Here is a 15,397-nt window from a genome sequence, read left to right as displayed (position 1 = left end):
GGAGCCGCCGGGCGAGCTGCCGCCCGACGCGGTGGGCGGAGCGCCCGGTCGATAGACTGCTCCCCCGCCACCCGACGAAAGCCGAGTGTCCTTTTGACCTTCGACGTCCACCAGCTCGACACCTTCCTGCTGATCGGCGCCGCAGTCACGTTCCTCGCCGTCCTGGCGGTCCGGATGTCGTCGGGAGCCGGGCTCCCCAGCCTCCTGGTCTACCTCCTCATGGGTGTCGCCCTGGGGGAGGCCGGCCTCGGCATCGACTTCGACGACGCCGAGCTCGCCCACGCGCTCGGCTTCGGCGCGCTGGCGATCATCCTCGCCGAGGGCGGCATCACCACGAGCTGGCGCGAGGCGCGCCCGGCCATGCGGATGGGCGTCTCGCTCGCGACCGTCGGCGTCGCGATCTCCGTCGGCGTGATGGCGGTGGCCGGCCACTTCCTGCTCGGCCTGTCGTGGGAGCTGGCGATCCTGCTCGGTGCCGTCTGCTCCCCGACGGACGCCGCCGCGGTCTTCTCGGTGCTCCGGGTGGTGCCGCTGCCGAAGCGGGTCACCGGCGTGCTCGAGGCCGAGTCCGGTCTCAACGACGCCCCGACGGTCGTCGTCGTCAGCCTCGTCGCGTCCGGAGCCGTCGGTGAGCACGGCTGGCTGGGGACCACCGGGATCGTCGTCTACGAGCTCGCCGCCGGCATGCTGATCGGCCTCGCCGCCGGCTTCGGCGGGACGTGGGTGATGCGTCGCGTGGCGCTGCCCGCCTCCGGCCTCTACCCGATCGCGGTGCTGTGCCTGGCGATCATCGGGTACGGCAGCGCCTCGGCCGTGCACGCCAGCGGCTTCGCGGCCGTGTACGTCGCCGCGCTGGTCCTCGGCAACGCCGACCTGCCGCACCGGGCGACCACCCGGTCCTTCGTGGAGGGGCTGGCCTGGCTGGCGCAGATCGGGCTGTTCGTCATGCTCGGCCTGCTGCTGTCGCCGGACCGGATCTCGTGGACCACCATCGGCATCGCGGTCGCCGCCGGCACCGTCCTCACCGTCCTCGCCCGACCCCTGTCGATCGTGCTGTGCGCCGTGGTCAGGCCGATGCCCTGGAACGAGCTCGGCTTCCTGTCCTGGGCCGGCCTGCGCGGCGCCGTGCCGATCGTGCTCGCCACCATCCCGCTCGCCGAGCAGGTGACCGACGCCGACCGGCTCTTCGACATCGTCTTCGTGCTGGTCGTCCTCGACACGATCATCACCGCGCCGACGCTGCCGTGGTTCGCCCGCGTGCTGCGGGTGACCCGCCGCTCGGAGCCGCGCGGCTTCGACCTCGAGGCAGCACCTCTCGACCGGGTCGCCGCCGACCTGCTCCAGGTGCGGATCAGCCCGACCTCGAAGATGCACGGCGTCGAGGTCGGCGAGCTGCGGCTGCCGGTCGGGGCGAACGTCTCGATGATCGTGCGCGACGGCCAGGCGATGGTGCCGGAGCGTCGTACCGTGCTGCGCCACGGCGACGACCTGCTCGTGGTCACCCCGCGCAAGCTGCGCGAGGCCACCGAGCAGCGGCTGCGCCAGGTCAGCACCGGCGGCCGGCTCGCGCAGTGGCTGGGCGAGGAGGAGCGCCGCGCCTGACCCGGCGGGGTCAGGGCAGGTCGTCGGGCTCGCTGCTCAGCGGCGGCGTGCAGACGTAGGAGTCCTTCTGTGCGGTGATCGCCGCGCGGCCCTTGCGGACCTTCTTGAACTTCTTGCCGACCACGATCGTGACACCGGGGTAGCCGGAGCCGCGGTCGACGATGTCGACGTTCCGGCCGAGGTAGGACGCCAGCAGCAGCGCCGCGGGGTCGCCCGGGTCGCTCGCCCACACCTGCGCGGCGACCGGTCCGGTGTCGGACGGCGCGTTGCCGGTCTCGCCGGCGGCGAAGCCGAAGCGCTCGAGCCGGGACATGGTGCGGCTGGCAAGGCCGTTGGGGCCGCCCGCGTTCAGCACGGTCACCATCACCTGCGGCGGCGAGACCTCCTCGCCGGCGGAGATCAGGGTGTCGGTGCAGGGGGCCGCCTGGATCTTCTCCGGGAACGGCTCGGTGACCCGCGACCACGCCCAGGCGACGCTGGCGAGGAAGACCACGGCCAGCACGGCCAGGGTCAGGGCGGCGCGGTTGCCGTTGCGGGGCTCGTCCTCGGCCATCCTCAGCCCTCCATCCGGATCACGCGGGCGTGCAGGACGTTGCGCTGCTGCAGGGCTGCCCGCAGCGCACGGTGCAGGCCGTCCTCGAGGTAGTACTCGTCGTGCCAGAGCACGACGTGGGCGAACAGGTCGCCGTAGAACGTGGAGTCCTCGTCGAGCAGGGACGACAGCTGCAGGGTGTCCTTGGTGGTCACGAGCTCGTCGAGGCGGACCTGGCGCGGGGGTACGGCGGCCCACCCCCTGGAGTCGAGGCCGTGGTCGGGGTACGGACGCCCGACTCCCACGCGCTTGAAGATCACGGGCTCGGAGTCTACGGGGCCGCCGCGCGACACCACCTCGCGCACGGGGAGCCGGACGGCGGGCGGGCATAGAGTTCCGTGGCATGACGCAGGAGCAGACGCCCGCAGAGACGCCCGCGCCCGACGCCGCCGCCCCCGGGGAGGCCCCCGAGGCGCCCGACGCGCCCGCAGCCGAGTTGGGGCCGATCGAGCAGGCGGTCGCGCCCGGCTACGCCTTCGAGGGCCCGGCGCTCGAGCTCGGCGGGCTGATGTCCGGCCCCGACGAGCTGACCGGCAGCACGATCCGGATCCCGCTCGGCATGCTCAACCGCCACGGCCTCATCGCCGGTGCCACCGGCACGGGCAAGACGAAGACGCTGCAGCTGCTCGCCGAGCAGCTCAGCGCCCACGGCGTACCGGTCTTCGCCGCCGACATCAAGGGCGACCTGTCCGGCCTGGCGACCGCGGGCGAGGCGAACGACAAGCTGCTGGCGCGCACGAAGTCGGTCGGCCAGGACTGGACCGCGACCGCGTTCCCGGTGGAGTACTACGCGCTCGGCGGCCAGGGCATCGGCATCCCGATCCGGGTGACCGTGACCTCCTTCGGCCCGATCCTGCTCAGCCGGGTCCTCGGTCTCAACGACACCCAGGAGTCCAGCCTCGGCCTGGTCTTCCACTACGCCGACAAGAAGGGCCTGCCGCTGCTCGACCTGCAGGACCTGCGCGCCGTCGTCCAGCACCTCACCAGCGCCGAGGGCAAGGCGGACCTCAAGGACCTCGGCGGGTTGTCCGCGGCGACCGCGGGCGTCATCCTGCGCGAGCTGATCGCGTTCGCCGACCAGGGTGCCGAGGCCTTCTTCGGTGAGCCGGAGTTCGACTCCGCCGACCTGCTGCAGCTCGCCTCCGACGGCCGCGGCCTGGTCAACCTGGTCGAGCTGCCGAACCTGCAGGACCGCCCGGCGATCTTCTCCACCTTCCTGATGTGGCTGCTCGCGGACCTCTTCCACGACCTGCCCGAGGTCGGCGACATCGACAAGCCCAAGCTGGTGTTCTTCTTCGACGAGGCGCACCTGCTGTTCAAGGACGCCTCGAAGCCCTTCCTCGAGCAGATCGCCCAGACCGTGCGGCTGATCCGCTCGAAGGGCGTCGGCGTCTTCTTCGTGACGCAGAGCCCCACCGACGTACCCGACGACGTGCTCGCCCAGCTCGGCTCGCGCGTCCAGCACCAGCTCCGCGCGCACACGCCCAACGACGCGAAGGCGCTCAAGGCGACCGTCAACACCTACCCGCGCAGCGCCTACGACGACCTCGGCGAGGTGATCACTACGCTCGGGATCGGCGAGGCGATCGTGACGGTGATGGGGGAGAAGGGCGCCCCGACCCCGGTCGCGTGGACCCGGCTGCGCGCCCCCGAGTCGCTGATGGCGCCGAGCCCGGCCGAGTCGATGGAGGCCACCGTCGCCGCCAGCCCCCGCAACGCCAAGTACGCCGAGGTCGTCGACCGCGAGTCGGCCCGCGAGATCCTCGCGAAGAAGCTCGAAGAGGGCGCGAAGGAGGCGGAGGAGGCGGAGGAGAAGGCCGGCTCCGGTGCCGCGGGGAAGACCTCCTCGAAGTCGAAGGCGAAGAAGAAGGACGAGGGCGGCGGCGCCGGCGAGATCGTCAAGGACGTCGTGAGGTCCTCGGCGTTCAAGCAGTTCATGCGCACCGCTGCCGCGGAGATCGCGCGGGGGATGTTCGGCACCGCCCGTCGCCGACGCTGATCGCTGCGAGGCCCGGGCGGCGTACATAGTGGCCGCTTCCTGGACTTGTTGGCTCTTGCAGCGGTCAACAAGTTCGGGAATCGCCGCCCAGGCGGTGATTCCCGGCCCCCGCCGGCGGACTTCCTGACCGTCTCTGCCGCTTCCTGGCCGTTGCAACGGTCGGGAAGTGCAGGAATCGCCTCTGAAGAGGTGATTCCCACCCCTACCTCCCCACCTCCGGCAGGTCCGCGCGGCGGGGCGGGTCGGCGCCGGGGCGGGAGACGGTGACGGCAGCGGCGGCGTGGGCGTGGCGGACGACGGCCTCGACGGTGGCGTCGTCGAGGGCGGTCAGGCGCGCGTACGCGTCGGCGCCGTGGATGCCGAGGGTGAGCAGGGCGTCGAGCAGGCCGGCGGTGAAGGTGTCGCCGGCGGCGATGGTGTCCACCACCTCGACGGCCTTGCCGGGCACGTCGAGGCGGGTGCCGTCGGCGCGGACGACGGTCGCCCCGGAACCACCGCGGGTCACCACGACCAGGGCCGGGCCGAGGCGGGCCCAGCGGGCGGCGGCGTTGGCGGCCGGGATGCCGGGGAAATACCACCCCAGGTCCTCGTCGCTCACCTTCACCAGGTCCGACAGCGCCACCAGCTCCTCGACCCGCTCCCGCGCGCTGTCGACGTCGGGCGTGATCGCCGGGCGGGCGTTCGGGTCGAGGCTGACCAGGGCGTGCCGCCGACGGCGCCGGACCAGGTCGCGCACGTCGCGGGCGCCGGGCTCGAGCACCGAGGCGATCGATCCCACGTGCAGCACGTCGCACGGGTCGTCGCCGACTGGCGGCAGCGCCCACGACAGGTCGAACTCGTAGCGCGCCGCACCGTGCTCGTCGAGGACCGCGCGGGCCGTGCTCGTCCCCCCACCCGGAGGTACGACGACCGCGAGCTCGACGTCGCTGTCGGCCAGCCACCGACGGAGCCGGTCACCGCGGTCGTCCTCACCCAGGGCGGTGGCCAGCCGCGGGCGGCGTCCCAGCCGGCCCAGGGCGAGGGCGACGTTGGCGCAGCTGCCGCCGGGCAGCTCGACTGGCGCCCGGCCGGCACGCTCCACGACGTCGATGAGGGCCTCCCCGGCAACCAGGACCCGCGGCAGGTCCTGCGGCAGGTCCGGCGCCGCGTCGGCAGGGTCGTCCAGCGGGGTCACCGCTCGAGCCTAGGCGAGGGGCACCGATGGCACCGGCCGGCCGCGCAGGTCCGCGTCCGCCACACCACCCCCGCAATGCCCCGCACCACCCCGGACGCACCCGCGGCCGCCACCCGCCCGAGCGTGTCGGGTGGTGCGGCAGCCGCGGGTGGGCCGTGCGTGACGGCCGGGTGAGGGTCTGGTGAGGATCTGCTGAGGGTCGCTGAGGCTCGGAGTGCCTCAGGCGGTCCAGCGGAGCGCGTCGTCGACGAAGTCGGCGAGCTTGTTGACGCCGCGCAGGTCGCTGCGCTGCTCCATGAGGCGGGCGATGTTCTGGGCGTGGCGGTCGCGGAGGCGGGCGGCGCGGGCGGCGGCCTCCTCGGAGCGGTCGGCGGGGGTGGTGCCGACGGACTCGAGGTGACGGCCGGACCCGGTCCCGGTGGAGGTCGTCTTCGTCATGTCTCCACAGTGCGCCGGAGAGGTTTCACCAACCCCGCCACGGGGTTACGAGTTCGTGTACAGCCGTGTGGCGTGCGCGACAGCAGGACGGATGCCCGGTCGAACGGTCAGGCGCCGTCGAACCCGTTGAGCAGCAGGAAGAAGAGCACCAGCCCGACCACGGCCCCGAGCAGGCCCAGGCCCGCGCCGGTGAGGGCCCGCCGGCGCGGCGCCCACGCGGGGTCGAGGGCGAGCGAGCCGAGCACGGCGCCGATCGCTGCGGCGAGAAGCACGTGGACCGGCAGGACGAGGTCCTCCCCGGTGCGCGTCCCGTCGAGGACGAAGGCGGTGATCGGCAGCAGCACGCAGCCGACGAGCGCCATCACGGCGCCGACGAGTAGTGGTCTCACGGGCTCAGGATGGCAGCACAGTGGCCAGCACGTCGTGCGCCTCGACCATCGCCGGGCCGTACCACGTCAGCAGCCGCCCCGACACCAGCCGCGTCGGCACCCGGGTGAAGGCCTCGGGCCCGTCGGCCTCGGTGAACACGTATGGCTCGTCCGGCAGCAACGCCAGGTCCACGCCGTCGGTGTCGAGGTCGGCGAGCTCGGCCTTCGGGTAGCGGTCCTCGCCGGTGGCAAAGGCGTTCTCCCAGCCCAGCCGCCGCAGGAGGTCGCCGGTGTAGGTCCGCGGCCCGACGACCATCCACGGGTCCCGCCAGATGGGGACGACGACCCGCCCGCGCGGCTGCGGTAGCGGGCCGGACCAACGTGCCCGGGCCGCGGCGAGCCAGTCCGGCTCGGGCACGGCCAGCGCCTCGTCGTACAGGCGGGTCAGCGAGGCGAGGGCCTGCGGCACGGTCTCGATGTCGGTCACCCACACCGGGACGCCGGCCTCGCGCAGCCGCCGGACGTCGAGCTCGCGGTTCTCCTCCTTGTTCGCGACGACGAGGTCGGGGGAGAGGTCGCGGACCGCGGCCAGGTCGGGGTTCTTGGTGCCGCGGACCCGGGGGACGTCGAGGTCGGCGGGGTGGGTGCACCAGTCGGTCGCGCCGACGAGGCGGTCGGGGACGTCGCTCGCGAGCGCCTCGGTGATCGAGGGGACGAGGGAGACGATGCGCGCCGGCGGGGCCGGCAACGGCACGTCGTGGCCGAGGTCGTCGAGGGTCACGCCCCTATGATCCCCGACGTGGGAGCGATCTTCGGATGGACCGTGCTGGCCCTGGTCTTCGTCGACGAGCTGCTGGTGATGGCGGCCTTCGGTGTCTGGGGCGGGGCGCACGACCCCCGTGCGGTGCTGGTCTGGCTGCTGCCGCTCGTGGCGATGGGCGTGTGGTGGGCGTTCGCCTCCCCGAAGGCGCCGTACGGCGGCACGTGGGTGCGCCCGCTGGTGAAGGTCGTCGTCTTCGGCCTGGGCACCCTCGCCCTGTGGGACGCCGGGCACGAGGGCTGGGCGGTCGCGCTGCTCGTCTTCTCCGTCGTCGTCAACGCCCTGGCGCTGCTGCCGAGCATCCAGGTGCTCGTGGAGGAGCAGCGCCTCTAGGAGCCAGGGGCGCCGCCCGGCGACGCGGCCCGGACCGGCTCAGCGCAGGTTGAGGCAGCCCGAGAGCTCGGGCTTCCAGTCGATCCCGGCGTGCTCGGCGACCCGGCGGTCGAGCCCGGCGGCGACGTCCTCGGGCCACGGCGCGGTCTTGCGGTCGGCCAGCTTCACGCAGAGGAAGATCTCCTCGAACACGCAGGCGATGCGCTGGTTGGTGTCGTCGAGGACGTAGACGACCGCGTGCGCGGCCCGCTCGGAGCGGCCGACCAGGCGCACGCGCACCGACATCTGGTCGCCGGTCTTGAGCTCGTGCAGGTAGGTCAGGTGGTGCTCGGCCGAGAGGCACGCGAAGCCGCTGACGATCGGCCAGTTGAACGGGATGCCGACGTCGTAGAGCGACTCGTCGAGGCCCTCGCTGCCGATGCCGAGGTAGTGCCGCACGTTGAGGAAGCCGTTGCTGTCCTCGAAGGCCGTCGGGACCGGCTGGACGGCGAAGGCGGGCAGGGTGGCGAGCTGGTCGTACGTCGGCTGCGTGCTCATGCAACGGACCCTAGCGACTCCGGGCCGGGATTGGCTGGGCCTGACGCGCCGGGCGTACCATGGGCCTGCCAGATCAAACCGCGTGTATCACCTCGCGCCGGCCCGGCCGGCGGTCCAAGGCGGCACCTGAGCCACTGGACCGAGGACATGCAGGATCACTCCCCGTCGTTGCTCCGGGCGACCGGACCGGCCTACTTCCCGATCGCGCTCGTCGCGCGCCTGCCCTACGCGATGATGGTCGTCGGCGTGCTCACGCTCGTCGTCGACGGTCGCGGCTCGCTCGCCTTCGGCGGCCTCAGCTCGGCCATGGTCGGCGCGGGCGCCGCCTGCTTCGGCCCGCTGCTCGGCGCCGCCGCCGACCGGTTCGGCCAGCGGCCCGTGCTGCTCGCCGCCGGCATCGCCTCGACGACCGCCCTGGGCACGATGGCGTGGATCGTGCACAGCCCGCTGCCGGGCGCGGCCGTGCTCGCCGTCGCCTTCCTCGTCGGCGCCACCGCCCCGCAGGTCGCGCCGATGTCGCGCAGCCGGCTGGTGCAGGTCATCGCCGCCCGGATCGCGCCCGCGCGCCGCGAGCGCACCTTCGACGCGACCATGGCCTACGAGTCCGCGGCCGACGAGATGGTGTTCATCGTCGGCCCGATCCTCGTCGGCGTGCTCGGCACGCTGCTCGACCCGTGGGCCCCGGTCGCGGCCGCTGCGGTCGTCACCCTGGTCTTCGTCTCCGCGTTCGCGGTGCACCCGTCCGCGACGGCGGTGCGCCCGGGCCGCGGCTCCGAGGTCGTCACCGCACCCGCCGCCGAGCTGCTGCGCGCGCGGCTGGTCGTCGTCGTGGTCGGCATCCTCGGCGTCGGCCTGTTCTTCGGCGGCATGCTCACCTCGCTGACCTCCTTCATGGCCGACCACGGCAACCCGGAGGGCGCCGGCCTCGTGTACGGCGTCATGGGGGTCGGCTCCGCGGTGTTCGCCCTCGGCGTCGCGCTGTTCCCCTCGGGGTTCACGTTGCGCGCCCGGTGGCTCGTGTTCGCGGGTGTCCTCGTCGCCGGGACCGCGGTGATGCCGTTCGTCGAGTCGGTCGGCGCGATGTGCCTGCTGCTGCTCGTCATCGGCATCGGCGTCGGCCCGACGATGGTCACGCAGTACAGCCTCGGCGCCGTGCGCAGCCCCGTCGGCCGCTCGGCGACGGTGATGACCCTCCTCGGGTCGGCCGTCATCGTCGGCCAGGCGAGCGCCTCCGTGGTCACCGGGAGCCTCGCCGACCGCTTCGGCACCGGCACGGCTCTCGTCGTACCGGTGGTGGCGGCGGGCGTGGTCATGCTCGCGGGCCTCGTGAACTGGCGCCTGTCGGCGGGGGACGCGACCGCGTCCGGCTCGGCAGGTGTGCCGGAACCGCGGCACGAGGCCGACGCCCTCGCCGGCTGACCTGCAGGCGAGCCGCGACGAGGTGTCGCGGAAAGTTTGGCGAGGCTTCCTCACTTTTTGGTCCGTTCTGCGGGCGCCCCGGGGGCGTCGCTGCTAGGTTCCGCGACCGTCGTGCCCGGGGAGCGTGCGTGCGCTGCGCCCTGCCCCGGGCTTCCCCATGTCGAGGACCGGAGGTCCGATGTCCCTGAAGTTGCGCCGTACTGCCGTCACGATCGCCGCCACCTGCGGCCTCGCCCTCACCGCCTGCGGTTCCGACGGGGACGGGGAGGACGCGGGCGACCGGGCCGGCAGCGGTGCGGGCACGGCGGCGGCGCCCTCCCTCGAGGACGCGAAGGCGGTCGTCCTCGACTACTTCGAGAAGTTCTTCTCCGGCGACCCTGCCGCCTGCGCGCACGAGTCGGTCGAGTACGCCGCCGCGCAGGACCAGGAGAACGACGCGAAGGACTGCGCCGAGCGCGTCGCCGCGATCGCTGCGCTGGTGCAGGACGGCGAGCCGCTCCTCGACGTGTCGAAGAGCGTCGTCGTGGTCAACCAGGACGCCGACGGCAGGGCGGCCGCCGACGTCCAGCACGAGCTCGAGGGCAGTGGCGGCGTCTACTACCTCGTGGTGCAGGACGGTGTGTGGGTCATCGACGGCGAGGCCGACTACGGCGAGCAGGACCCCGACCCCGAGGCGATCGCGGAGGACGCCGCGCGGAGCGCGGAGTGGTCGAGGGCCTTCTGCGAGGTCACCCTCGACTCCACGAAGGAGGAGGTCCTCGAGGTGATGGGCGAGCCCACCGCCGAGGAGACCGACGAGGACGGCGAGCTCGAGCTCTCGTGGACGACCGACCAGGCCGGCTTCTACGTCTGGATCGGCGAGGACGGCACCGTGGCGTCCACCAGCGCCTCGGGCAGCGACCCCTGCGAGTGAGGCGGGCGGGCTAGTCCGTCGGGCCGCCCGCCAGCCCACGGGCGTGGGCGGCCCGGCGCAGCAGGAGCGTGCGCTCGCCCTCGTTGCGGGTACGACGTGCCGCCTCCGCGAACTCCTCCGCGGCCGCCGCGTGGTGCCCGCTGCGCTCGAGCAGGTCGCCGCGCACGCTCGGCACCAGCGGGGAGTCCCGCAGCGCGTCCGGGTCGACCGCGTCGAGCACGGCCAGCCCGGCGGCCGGGCCTGCCGCCCGGCCGTGGGCCACGGCCCGGTTGACCTCGACGACCGGCCCGGGGGCCGCCGTCGCCAGGACGTCGTACAGGCGCGCGATGCGGCCCCAGTCGGTCTCGGCCGCCGTGCGCGCGCGGGCGTGCACCGCGGCGATCGCGGCCTGGAGGGAGTAGGAGCCGACCGGCTTCCCGCGACCGGCGAGCTCCTCGGCGCGGGCCAGCGCCGCGAGACCGCGCCGGACCAGCAGCTGGTCCCAGCGGCTGCGGTCCTGGTCGTCGAGGAGCACCGGACTGCCCTCGGCGTCCGTGCGCGCCGGCAGCCGCGAGCCCTGCAGCTCCAGCAGCGCCTGCAGGCCGTGCACCTCCGGCTCGTCGGGCGCGATCTCCGCCAGCAGGCGGGCGAGCCGGATCCCCTCCTGGACGAGGTCGGGTCGCGCCCAGTCGTCACCGGCCGTGGCGACGTACCCCTCGGTGAAGACGAGGTAGACCACCGCCATCACGTCGTCGAGGCGCTGCGTGCGCTCCGCTCCCGTCGGCAGCTCGAGGTCGGTGCCCGCCTCGGCGACGGTGCGCTTGGCGCGGGAGATCCGCTGGCCCATCGTCGCGTCCGGGACGAGGAAGCCGCGCGCGATCTCGGTCGTCGTGAGCCCGCCGACCAGGCGCAGGGTGAGCGCGGCGCGGGACTCCGGCGTCAGCGCGGGGTGGCAGCACAGGAACATCAGCCGCAGGACGTCGTCCTCGATGTGGTCCACCTGGCTGTCCAGGTCCGGCATCGCGCTCACCTCCTCGGCTCGTCCGAGCTCCTCGGTCTTGCGGCGCAGGTTGTCGGCGCGCCGGATGTGGTCGATGCCGCGGCGCTTGGCGGTCGTCATCAGCCACGCGCCGGGGTTCGCGGGCACGCCCTGCCCGGGCCACGTCTCCAGCGCCGCGACGAGGGCGTCCTGGGCGAGGTCCTCGGCGAGGTCGATGTCGCGGGTCATCCGCACCAGCGCCCCCACCAGCCGGGCCGACTCCCGCCGCCACGTCGCCGTGATCGCCTCCGCGGTCGCCGCCTCCACCATGCGGCCAGCCTAGGACCGCCGAGGTGCGTGACTTCCGACCGCGAGGTGTGCCGGTTCGCGGTGCAAGGCCTCACACCTCGCGGGGCCGGGGTCAGGCGTCGGAGGGGGTGGGGCCCTCGTCGGGGACCTGGCGCAGGGTGGCGACCATGCGGCACTCGGGCCAGTGCTTGGCGTGCAGCTGCGCGAACTCCTCCTGGCCGGCGATGGCCTCCTCGAGGGTGTCGTACTGCAGCAGCGCCCAGCCGCCGACGGCCTCGCGAGCCTCGGCGTACGGCCCGTCGACCCGGGTGACCTGGCCCTCGCGGACCACGAAGTTCACGGCGTCCTCGAGGCCGAAGAGCCCGCCGCCGTCGAGGAAGACGCCCTTCTGGGCCTGCTCGCCGATGTAGGCGTCCATCGCGTCGAACATCTCCTGCGGCGGGTTGCCCTGGCCCTCTTCCATCCGCACGAAACCCATGAAACGAGGCATGTCGATCAGTCCTTCACAGTGGTGGGTGGGTTGTTCCGAACCTACGTCGATCGGGACGACCCGCCTTCGACATCGACCTCGAAGAAATTTCTCCGACGACCTTCCCCGGGTACGCCGACGGGCGGCCTCCCCGTGTGGGGAGACCGCCCGTCGGGTGGTGAGGCGTGCCGGAGTCGGGCTCAGACGTTGCGGCGGTACTGGCCGCCGACCTCGAAGAACGCCTCGGTGACCTGGCCGAGCGAGCACACCCGCGCCGCGTCCATGAGGACGCCGAAGATGTTCTCGCCGGTGGTCGCAGCCTCCTTGAGGCGTGCGATCGCGGCCGCGGCCTCGTCGGCGTGGTCGGCCTGGAACTTCCGGACCCGCTCGAGCTGCGAGTCCTTCTCCTCCGTCGTCGCCCGGGCCAGCTCGATGTGGTCCGGGGTGCCGTCGCCGGCGCCGGGGTTGCGGAAGGTGTTCACGCCGATGATCGGCAGCGAGCCGTCGTGCTTCTTGTGCTCGTAGAGCATCGACTCGTCCTGGATCCGGCCGCGCTGGTAGCCGGTCTCCATCGCACCGAGCACGCCGCCGCGCTCGGAGATCCGGTCGAACTCGAGCAGCACGGCCTCCTCCACGAGGTCGGTGAGCTGGTCGACGATGTAGGAGCCCTGCAGCGGGTTCTCGTTCGCCGCCAGGCCCCACTCGCGGTTGATGATCAGCTGGATCGCGAGCGCGCGGCGCACGGACTCCGCCGACGGGGTCGTGACGGCCTCGTCGTAGGCGTTGGTGTGCAGCGAGTTGGCGTTGTCGTAGATCGCGATGAGCGCCTGCAGCGTGGTCCGGATGTCGTTGAAGTCCATCTCCTGCGCGTGCAGCGAGCGGCCCGACGTCTGGACGTGGTACTTCAGCTTCTGCGAGCGCTCGTTGGCGCCGTACCGCTCCTTCATCGCGATCGCCCAGATGCGGCGGGCGACGCGGCCGATGACGGAGTACTCCGGGTCCATGCCGTTGGAGAAGAAGAACGACAGGTTGGGCGCGAAGTCGTCGATGTCCATGCCGCGCGCGAGGTACGACTCCACGTAGGTGAAGCCGTTGGCGAGGGTGAACGCGAGCTGGCTGATCGGGTTCGCCCCGGCCTCGGCGATGTGGTAGCCGGAGATCGAGACGGAGTAGAAGTTGCGGACCTGCTGCTGGATGAACCACTCCTGGATGTCAGCCATGCAGCGCAGCGAGAACTCCGTGGAGAACAGGCAGGTGTTCTGGCCCTGGTCCTCCTTGAGGATGTCGGCCTGCACCGTGCCGCGCACGGACTTGATCGCCTCGTAGGGATCGATGCCGCGCTCGCGGGCCTGGTCCATGACGGTGTTGAGGAAGAACGCCAGCACCGTCGGGGCCGGGCCGTTGATCGTCATCGACACCGAGGTGGTCGGCGAGAGCAGGTCGAAGCCGTCGTAGAGCGCCTTCATGTCGTCGAGCGTCGCGACGGACACGCCGGACGTGCCGACCTTGCCGTAGATGTCGGGCCGCTCGTCGGGGTCGCGGCCGTAGAGCGTGACCGAGTCGAAGGCGGTGGAGAGGCGGGTCGCGGGCTGGCCCTCGGACAGCAGCTTGAACCGCTTGTTGGTCCGGAACGGGTCGCCCTCGCCGGCGAACATGCGGGCCGGGTCCTCGTCGGCGCGCTTGAACGGGAAGACGCCGGCGGTGAAGGGGAACTTGCCCGGAAGGTTCTCGCGGCGCCAGAAGCGGACGAGCTCGCCGTGGTCCTCGAAGCGCGGGACGGCCACCCGCGGCACGTGGGTGCCGGCCAGCGAGACCCGGCCGTTGGTCTTCGTGTCCTCGTCGTACGCCGCCACGACCGACGGCCACTCCTGGATCTGGTCGCGCAGGTCCAGCGGCAGGTCGTCGTTCGCGCGGGCGGCGGCCGCGGCGAGGTCCTCGATCTCGGCGAGCTCCTCGGCGACGGCCGCGTAGCGCTGGGCGCGGCGGGCCTTCTCGACGAGCAGCTCGGTGTCGGCGTGGTAGCCGCGCACGGTGTGCGCGATCTCGGCGAGGTAGCGCACGCGCTCGGCCGGCAGCACCTGCTGGATGCGGGTGGAGAACTTGCCCTCGACCGGGGCGAGCATGCCCTCGGCGGCGGGCAGACCCTTCTCGACGAGCAGGCCGCGCAGGTGCTGGTAGAGCGCGGTGACGCCGTCGTCGTCGAAGGTCGCGGCGGAGGTGCCGAAGACCGGCATGTCGGAGGGCTGCTTGCCGAAGGCCTCGCGGTTGCGGACCATCTGGCGACCCACGTCGCGCAGCGCGTCCGCGGCACCGCGGCGCTCGAACTTGTTGATCGCGACGGCGTCGGCGAAGTCGAGCATGTCGATCTTCTCGAGCTGCGAGGCGGCGCCGAACTCCGGCGTCATCACGTAGAGCGAGGTGTCGACGAAGGGCACGATCGCCGCGTCGCCCTGGCCGATGCCGGGGGTCTCGACGACGACGAGGTCGAAGCCGGCGGCCTTGACCACGTCGATGACGTCGGTGAGGTGCTCGGGGACCTCGTGCGCGCCACGGGTGGCGAGGCTGCGGAAGTAGACCCGGTCCCGGTCGAGGCCGGTCAGGTCGAGGCTGTTCATCCGGATCCGGTCGCCCAGCAGCGCGCCGCCACCCTTGCGGCGGGTCGGGTCGACGGCGATGACCGCGACGCGGACCTTGTCCTGCTGGTCCACGCGCAGGCGGCGGACCAGCTCGTCGGTGAGGCTCGACTTGCCGGAGCCGCCGGTGCCGGTGATGCCCAGGACGGGCACGGGGCGGCCGCTGGTGGCCTCGCGGAGGCGGGCCAGGAACTCCTCGTCGAGGCGGCCGAGCTCGGCACCGGTGATGGCGCGCGCCAGCGCGGTGCGGTCGCCGGCGAGGACCTGGTCGGCGGTGACGGCGCCGGTCTCCCACAGGTCGGTGTCGCAGGCCTCGACGACGGTGTTGACCATGCCCGGCAGGCCCAGGCGCTGGCCGTCCTCGGGCGAGAAGATGGTGACGCCCGAGCTGCGCAGGCGCTCGATCTCGTCGTGGACGATGACGCCACCGCCGCCGCCGACGACCTGGATGTGCTCGGCGCCGCGCTGGCGGAGCAGCTCGACGAGGTACTCGAAGTACTCGACGTGGCCGCCCTGGTACGACGACACGGCGATGCCCTGCACGTCCTCCTCGATCGCGGCCTCGACGACCTCGGCGACGGAGCGGTTGTGCCCGAGGTGGACGACCTCGCAGCCCTGGCTCTGGAAGATCCGCCGCATGATGTTGATCGACGCGTCGTGGCCGTCGAACAGGCTCGACGCGGTCACCAGGCGGACCGGGTTCTTCGGGACGTGCAGGGTGCTGTCGGTCATTGAGGGATCCCTCCGAGGCGATCGGGAAGTGCTCGGACCTCCGATAGTAGGATGTCCTACTAAATCTGTGAAGTTGATGTCCACCACACGCCCACGGATGC

The 15,397-nt window shown here is 72.6% G+C and carries 15 protein-coding genes; 5 read left to right on the top strand and 10 right to left on the bottom strand.

What is annotated here, in order from left to right; genetic code table 11:
• Positions 1-93: 93 nt before the first annotated feature.
• Positions 94-1,602 carry a potassium/proton antiporter gene (locus tag NOCJ54_RS0103860; protein WP_028654421.1) on the top strand — a complete coding sequence of 503 codons (1,509 nt, stop codon included), beginning with the start codon at positions 94-96 and terminating at the stop codon, positions 1,600-1,602.
• A 10-nt stretch (positions 1,603-1,612) separates the two neighbouring features.
• Here NOCJ54_RS0103860 and NOCJ54_RS0103855 read toward each other — a convergent pair whose 3' ends face one another.
• Positions 1,613-2,155 (bottom strand): LytR C-terminal domain-containing protein, encoded by a 543-nt coding sequence (locus NOCJ54_RS0103855; protein ID WP_036516769.1) that lies wholly within the window; start codon positions 2,153-2,155, stop codon positions 1,613-1,615.
• A gap of 2 nt (positions 2,156-2,157) precedes the next feature.
• Entirely contained in the window at positions 2,158-2,454 is a 297-nt protein-coding gene (locus tag NOCJ54_RS0103850; RefSeq protein ID WP_028654419.1) for a type II toxin-antitoxin system VapB family antitoxin, read from the bottom strand.
• A gap of 248 nt (positions 2,455-2,702) precedes the next feature.
• Between NOCJ54_RS0103850 and NOCJ54_RS0103845 the strand changes: the two genes are divergently transcribed.
• Positions 2,703-4,193, top strand: coding sequence for a helicase HerA-like domain-containing protein (locus tag NOCJ54_RS0103845; protein WP_396954720.1), 1,491 nt, complete (start codon positions 2,703-2,705; stop codon positions 4,191-4,193).
• 202 nt (positions 4,194-4,395) lie between these two features.
• Here the strand turns inward: NOCJ54_RS0103845 and NOCJ54_RS0103840 are convergent, their stop codons facing one another.
• From NOCJ54_RS0103840 to NOCJ54_RS0103825, 4 genes are all read right to left on the bottom strand, one after another.
• Positions 4,396-5,367 (bottom strand): PfkB family carbohydrate kinase, encoded by a 972-nt coding sequence (locus NOCJ54_RS0103840; RefSeq protein WP_232221669.1) that lies wholly within the window; start codon positions 5,365-5,367, stop codon positions 4,396-4,398.
• A gap of 219 nt (positions 5,368-5,586) precedes the next feature.
• A complete protein-coding gene (locus tag NOCJ54_RS23735) occupies positions 5,587-5,805 on the bottom strand; it encodes a hypothetical protein (RefSeq protein ID WP_036516768.1) in 219 nt (72 codons plus the stop codon).
• 107 nt (positions 5,806-5,912) lie between these two features.
• Positions 5,913-6,194 (bottom strand): hypothetical protein, encoded by a 282-nt coding sequence (locus tag NOCJ54_RS0103830; protein WP_157514781.1) that lies wholly within the window; start codon positions 6,192-6,194, stop codon positions 5,913-5,915.
• 4 nt (positions 6,195-6,198) lie between these two features.
• Complete coding sequence (locus tag NOCJ54_RS0103825) at positions 6,199-6,954, bottom strand: helical backbone metal receptor (RefSeq protein ID WP_028654415.1); 756 nt, start codon at positions 6,952-6,954, stop codon at positions 6,199-6,201.
• A gap of 18 nt (positions 6,955-6,972) precedes the next feature.
• Here NOCJ54_RS0103825 and NOCJ54_RS28025 point away from each other — a divergent pair, with 18 nt between their 5' ends.
• The gene (locus NOCJ54_RS28025) at positions 6,973-7,326 is read left to right on the top strand and encodes a YrdB family protein (protein ID WP_198020090.1); all 354 of its coding nucleotides are present in this window, start codon (positions 6,973-6,975) and stop codon (positions 7,324-7,326) included.
• A gap of 39 nt (positions 7,327-7,365) precedes the next feature.
• On the opposite strand, the gene NOCJ54_RS0103815 is transcribed toward NOCJ54_RS28025, so the two are convergent.
• Positions 7,366-7,863 (bottom strand): thioesterase family protein, encoded by a 498-nt coding sequence (locus NOCJ54_RS0103815; RefSeq protein ID WP_028654414.1) that lies wholly within the window; start codon positions 7,861-7,863, stop codon positions 7,366-7,368.
• 147 nt (positions 7,864-8,010) lie between these two features.
• On the opposite strand from NOCJ54_RS0103815, the gene NOCJ54_RS23725 reads away from it, so the two are divergent.
• Positions 8,011-9,282 (top strand): MFS transporter, encoded by a 1,272-nt coding sequence (locus tag NOCJ54_RS23725; RefSeq protein WP_051485449.1) that lies wholly within the window; start codon positions 8,011-8,013, stop codon positions 9,280-9,282.
• Between the two features lie 178 nt (positions 9,283-9,460).
• A complete protein-coding gene (locus NOCJ54_RS0103805; RefSeq protein WP_028654413.1) occupies positions 9,461-10,195 on the top strand; it encodes a hypothetical protein in 735 nt (244 codons plus the stop codon).
• Between the two features lie 10 nt (positions 10,196-10,205).
• Here the strand turns inward: NOCJ54_RS0103805 and NOCJ54_RS0103800 are convergent, their stop codons facing one another.
• From NOCJ54_RS0103800 to icmF, 3 genes are all read right to left on the bottom strand, one after another.
• A complete protein-coding gene (locus tag NOCJ54_RS0103800; protein ID WP_028654412.1) occupies positions 10,206-11,483 on the bottom strand; it encodes an RNA polymerase sigma factor in 1,278 nt (425 codons plus the stop codon).
• Between the two features lie 91 nt (positions 11,484-11,574).
• Complete coding sequence (locus tag NOCJ54_RS0103795) at positions 11,575-11,952, bottom strand: YciI family protein (protein ID WP_036516766.1); 378 nt, start codon at positions 11,950-11,952, stop codon at positions 11,575-11,577.
• 179 nt (positions 11,953-12,131) lie between these two features.
• Positions 12,132-15,296: a fused isobutyryl-CoA mutase/GTPase IcmF gene (icmF, locus tag NOCJ54_RS0103790; protein ID WP_028654410.1), complete on the bottom strand. Its 3,165-nt coding sequence runs from the start codon at positions 15,294-15,296 to the stop codon at positions 12,132-12,134.
• Between the last annotated feature and the right edge of the window lie 101 nt (positions 15,297-15,397).

This window comes from Nocardioides sp. J54, from assembly GCF_000519005.1.
GTDB lineage: Bacteria > Actinomycetota > Actinomycetes > Propionibacteriales > Nocardioidaceae > Nocardioides.
The sequence above is the reverse complement of the archived record's forward strand: the minus strand, read 5'-3'. Positions and strand labels throughout refer to the sequence as shown.

What these genes read in the sequence shown, in the direction of transcription:
- NOCJ54_RS0103855 (WP_036516769.1), bottom strand. Translation starts at nt 2,155, where the DNA reads ATGGCCGAGGACGAGCCCCGCAACGGCAACCGCGCCGCCCTGACCCTG.
- NOCJ54_RS0103845 (WP_396954720.1), top strand. Translation starts at nt 2,703, where the DNA reads ATGTCCGGCCCCGACGAGCTGACCGGCAGCACGATCCGGATCCCGCTC.
- NOCJ54_RS23735 (WP_036516768.1), bottom strand. Translation starts at nt 5,805, where the DNA reads ATGACGAAGACGACCTCCACCGGGACCGGGTCCGGCCGTCACCTCGAG.
- NOCJ54_RS0103815 (WP_028654414.1), bottom strand. Translation starts at nt 7,863, where the DNA reads ATGAGCACGCAGCCGACGTACGACCAGCTCGCCACCCTGCCCGCCTTC.
- NOCJ54_RS23725 (WP_051485449.1), top strand. Translation starts at nt 8,011, where the DNA reads ATGCAGGATCACTCCCCGTCGTTGCTCCGGGCGACCGGACCGGCCTAC.
- NOCJ54_RS0103805 (WP_028654413.1), top strand. Translation starts at nt 9,461, where the DNA reads ATGTCCCTGAAGTTGCGCCGTACTGCCGTCACGATCGCCGCCACCTGC.
- NOCJ54_RS0103800 (WP_028654412.1), bottom strand. Translation starts at nt 11,483, where the DNA reads ATGGTGGAGGCGGCGACCGCGGAGGCGATCACGGCGACGTGGCGGCGG.
- NOCJ54_RS0103795 (WP_036516766.1), bottom strand. Translation starts at nt 11,952, where the DNA reads ATGCCTCGTTTCATGGGTTTCGTGCGGATGGAAGAGGGCCAGGGCAAC.
- icmF (WP_028654410.1), bottom strand. Translation starts at nt 15,296, where the DNA reads ATGACCGACAGCACCCTGCACGTCCCGAAGAACCCGGTCCGCCTGGTG.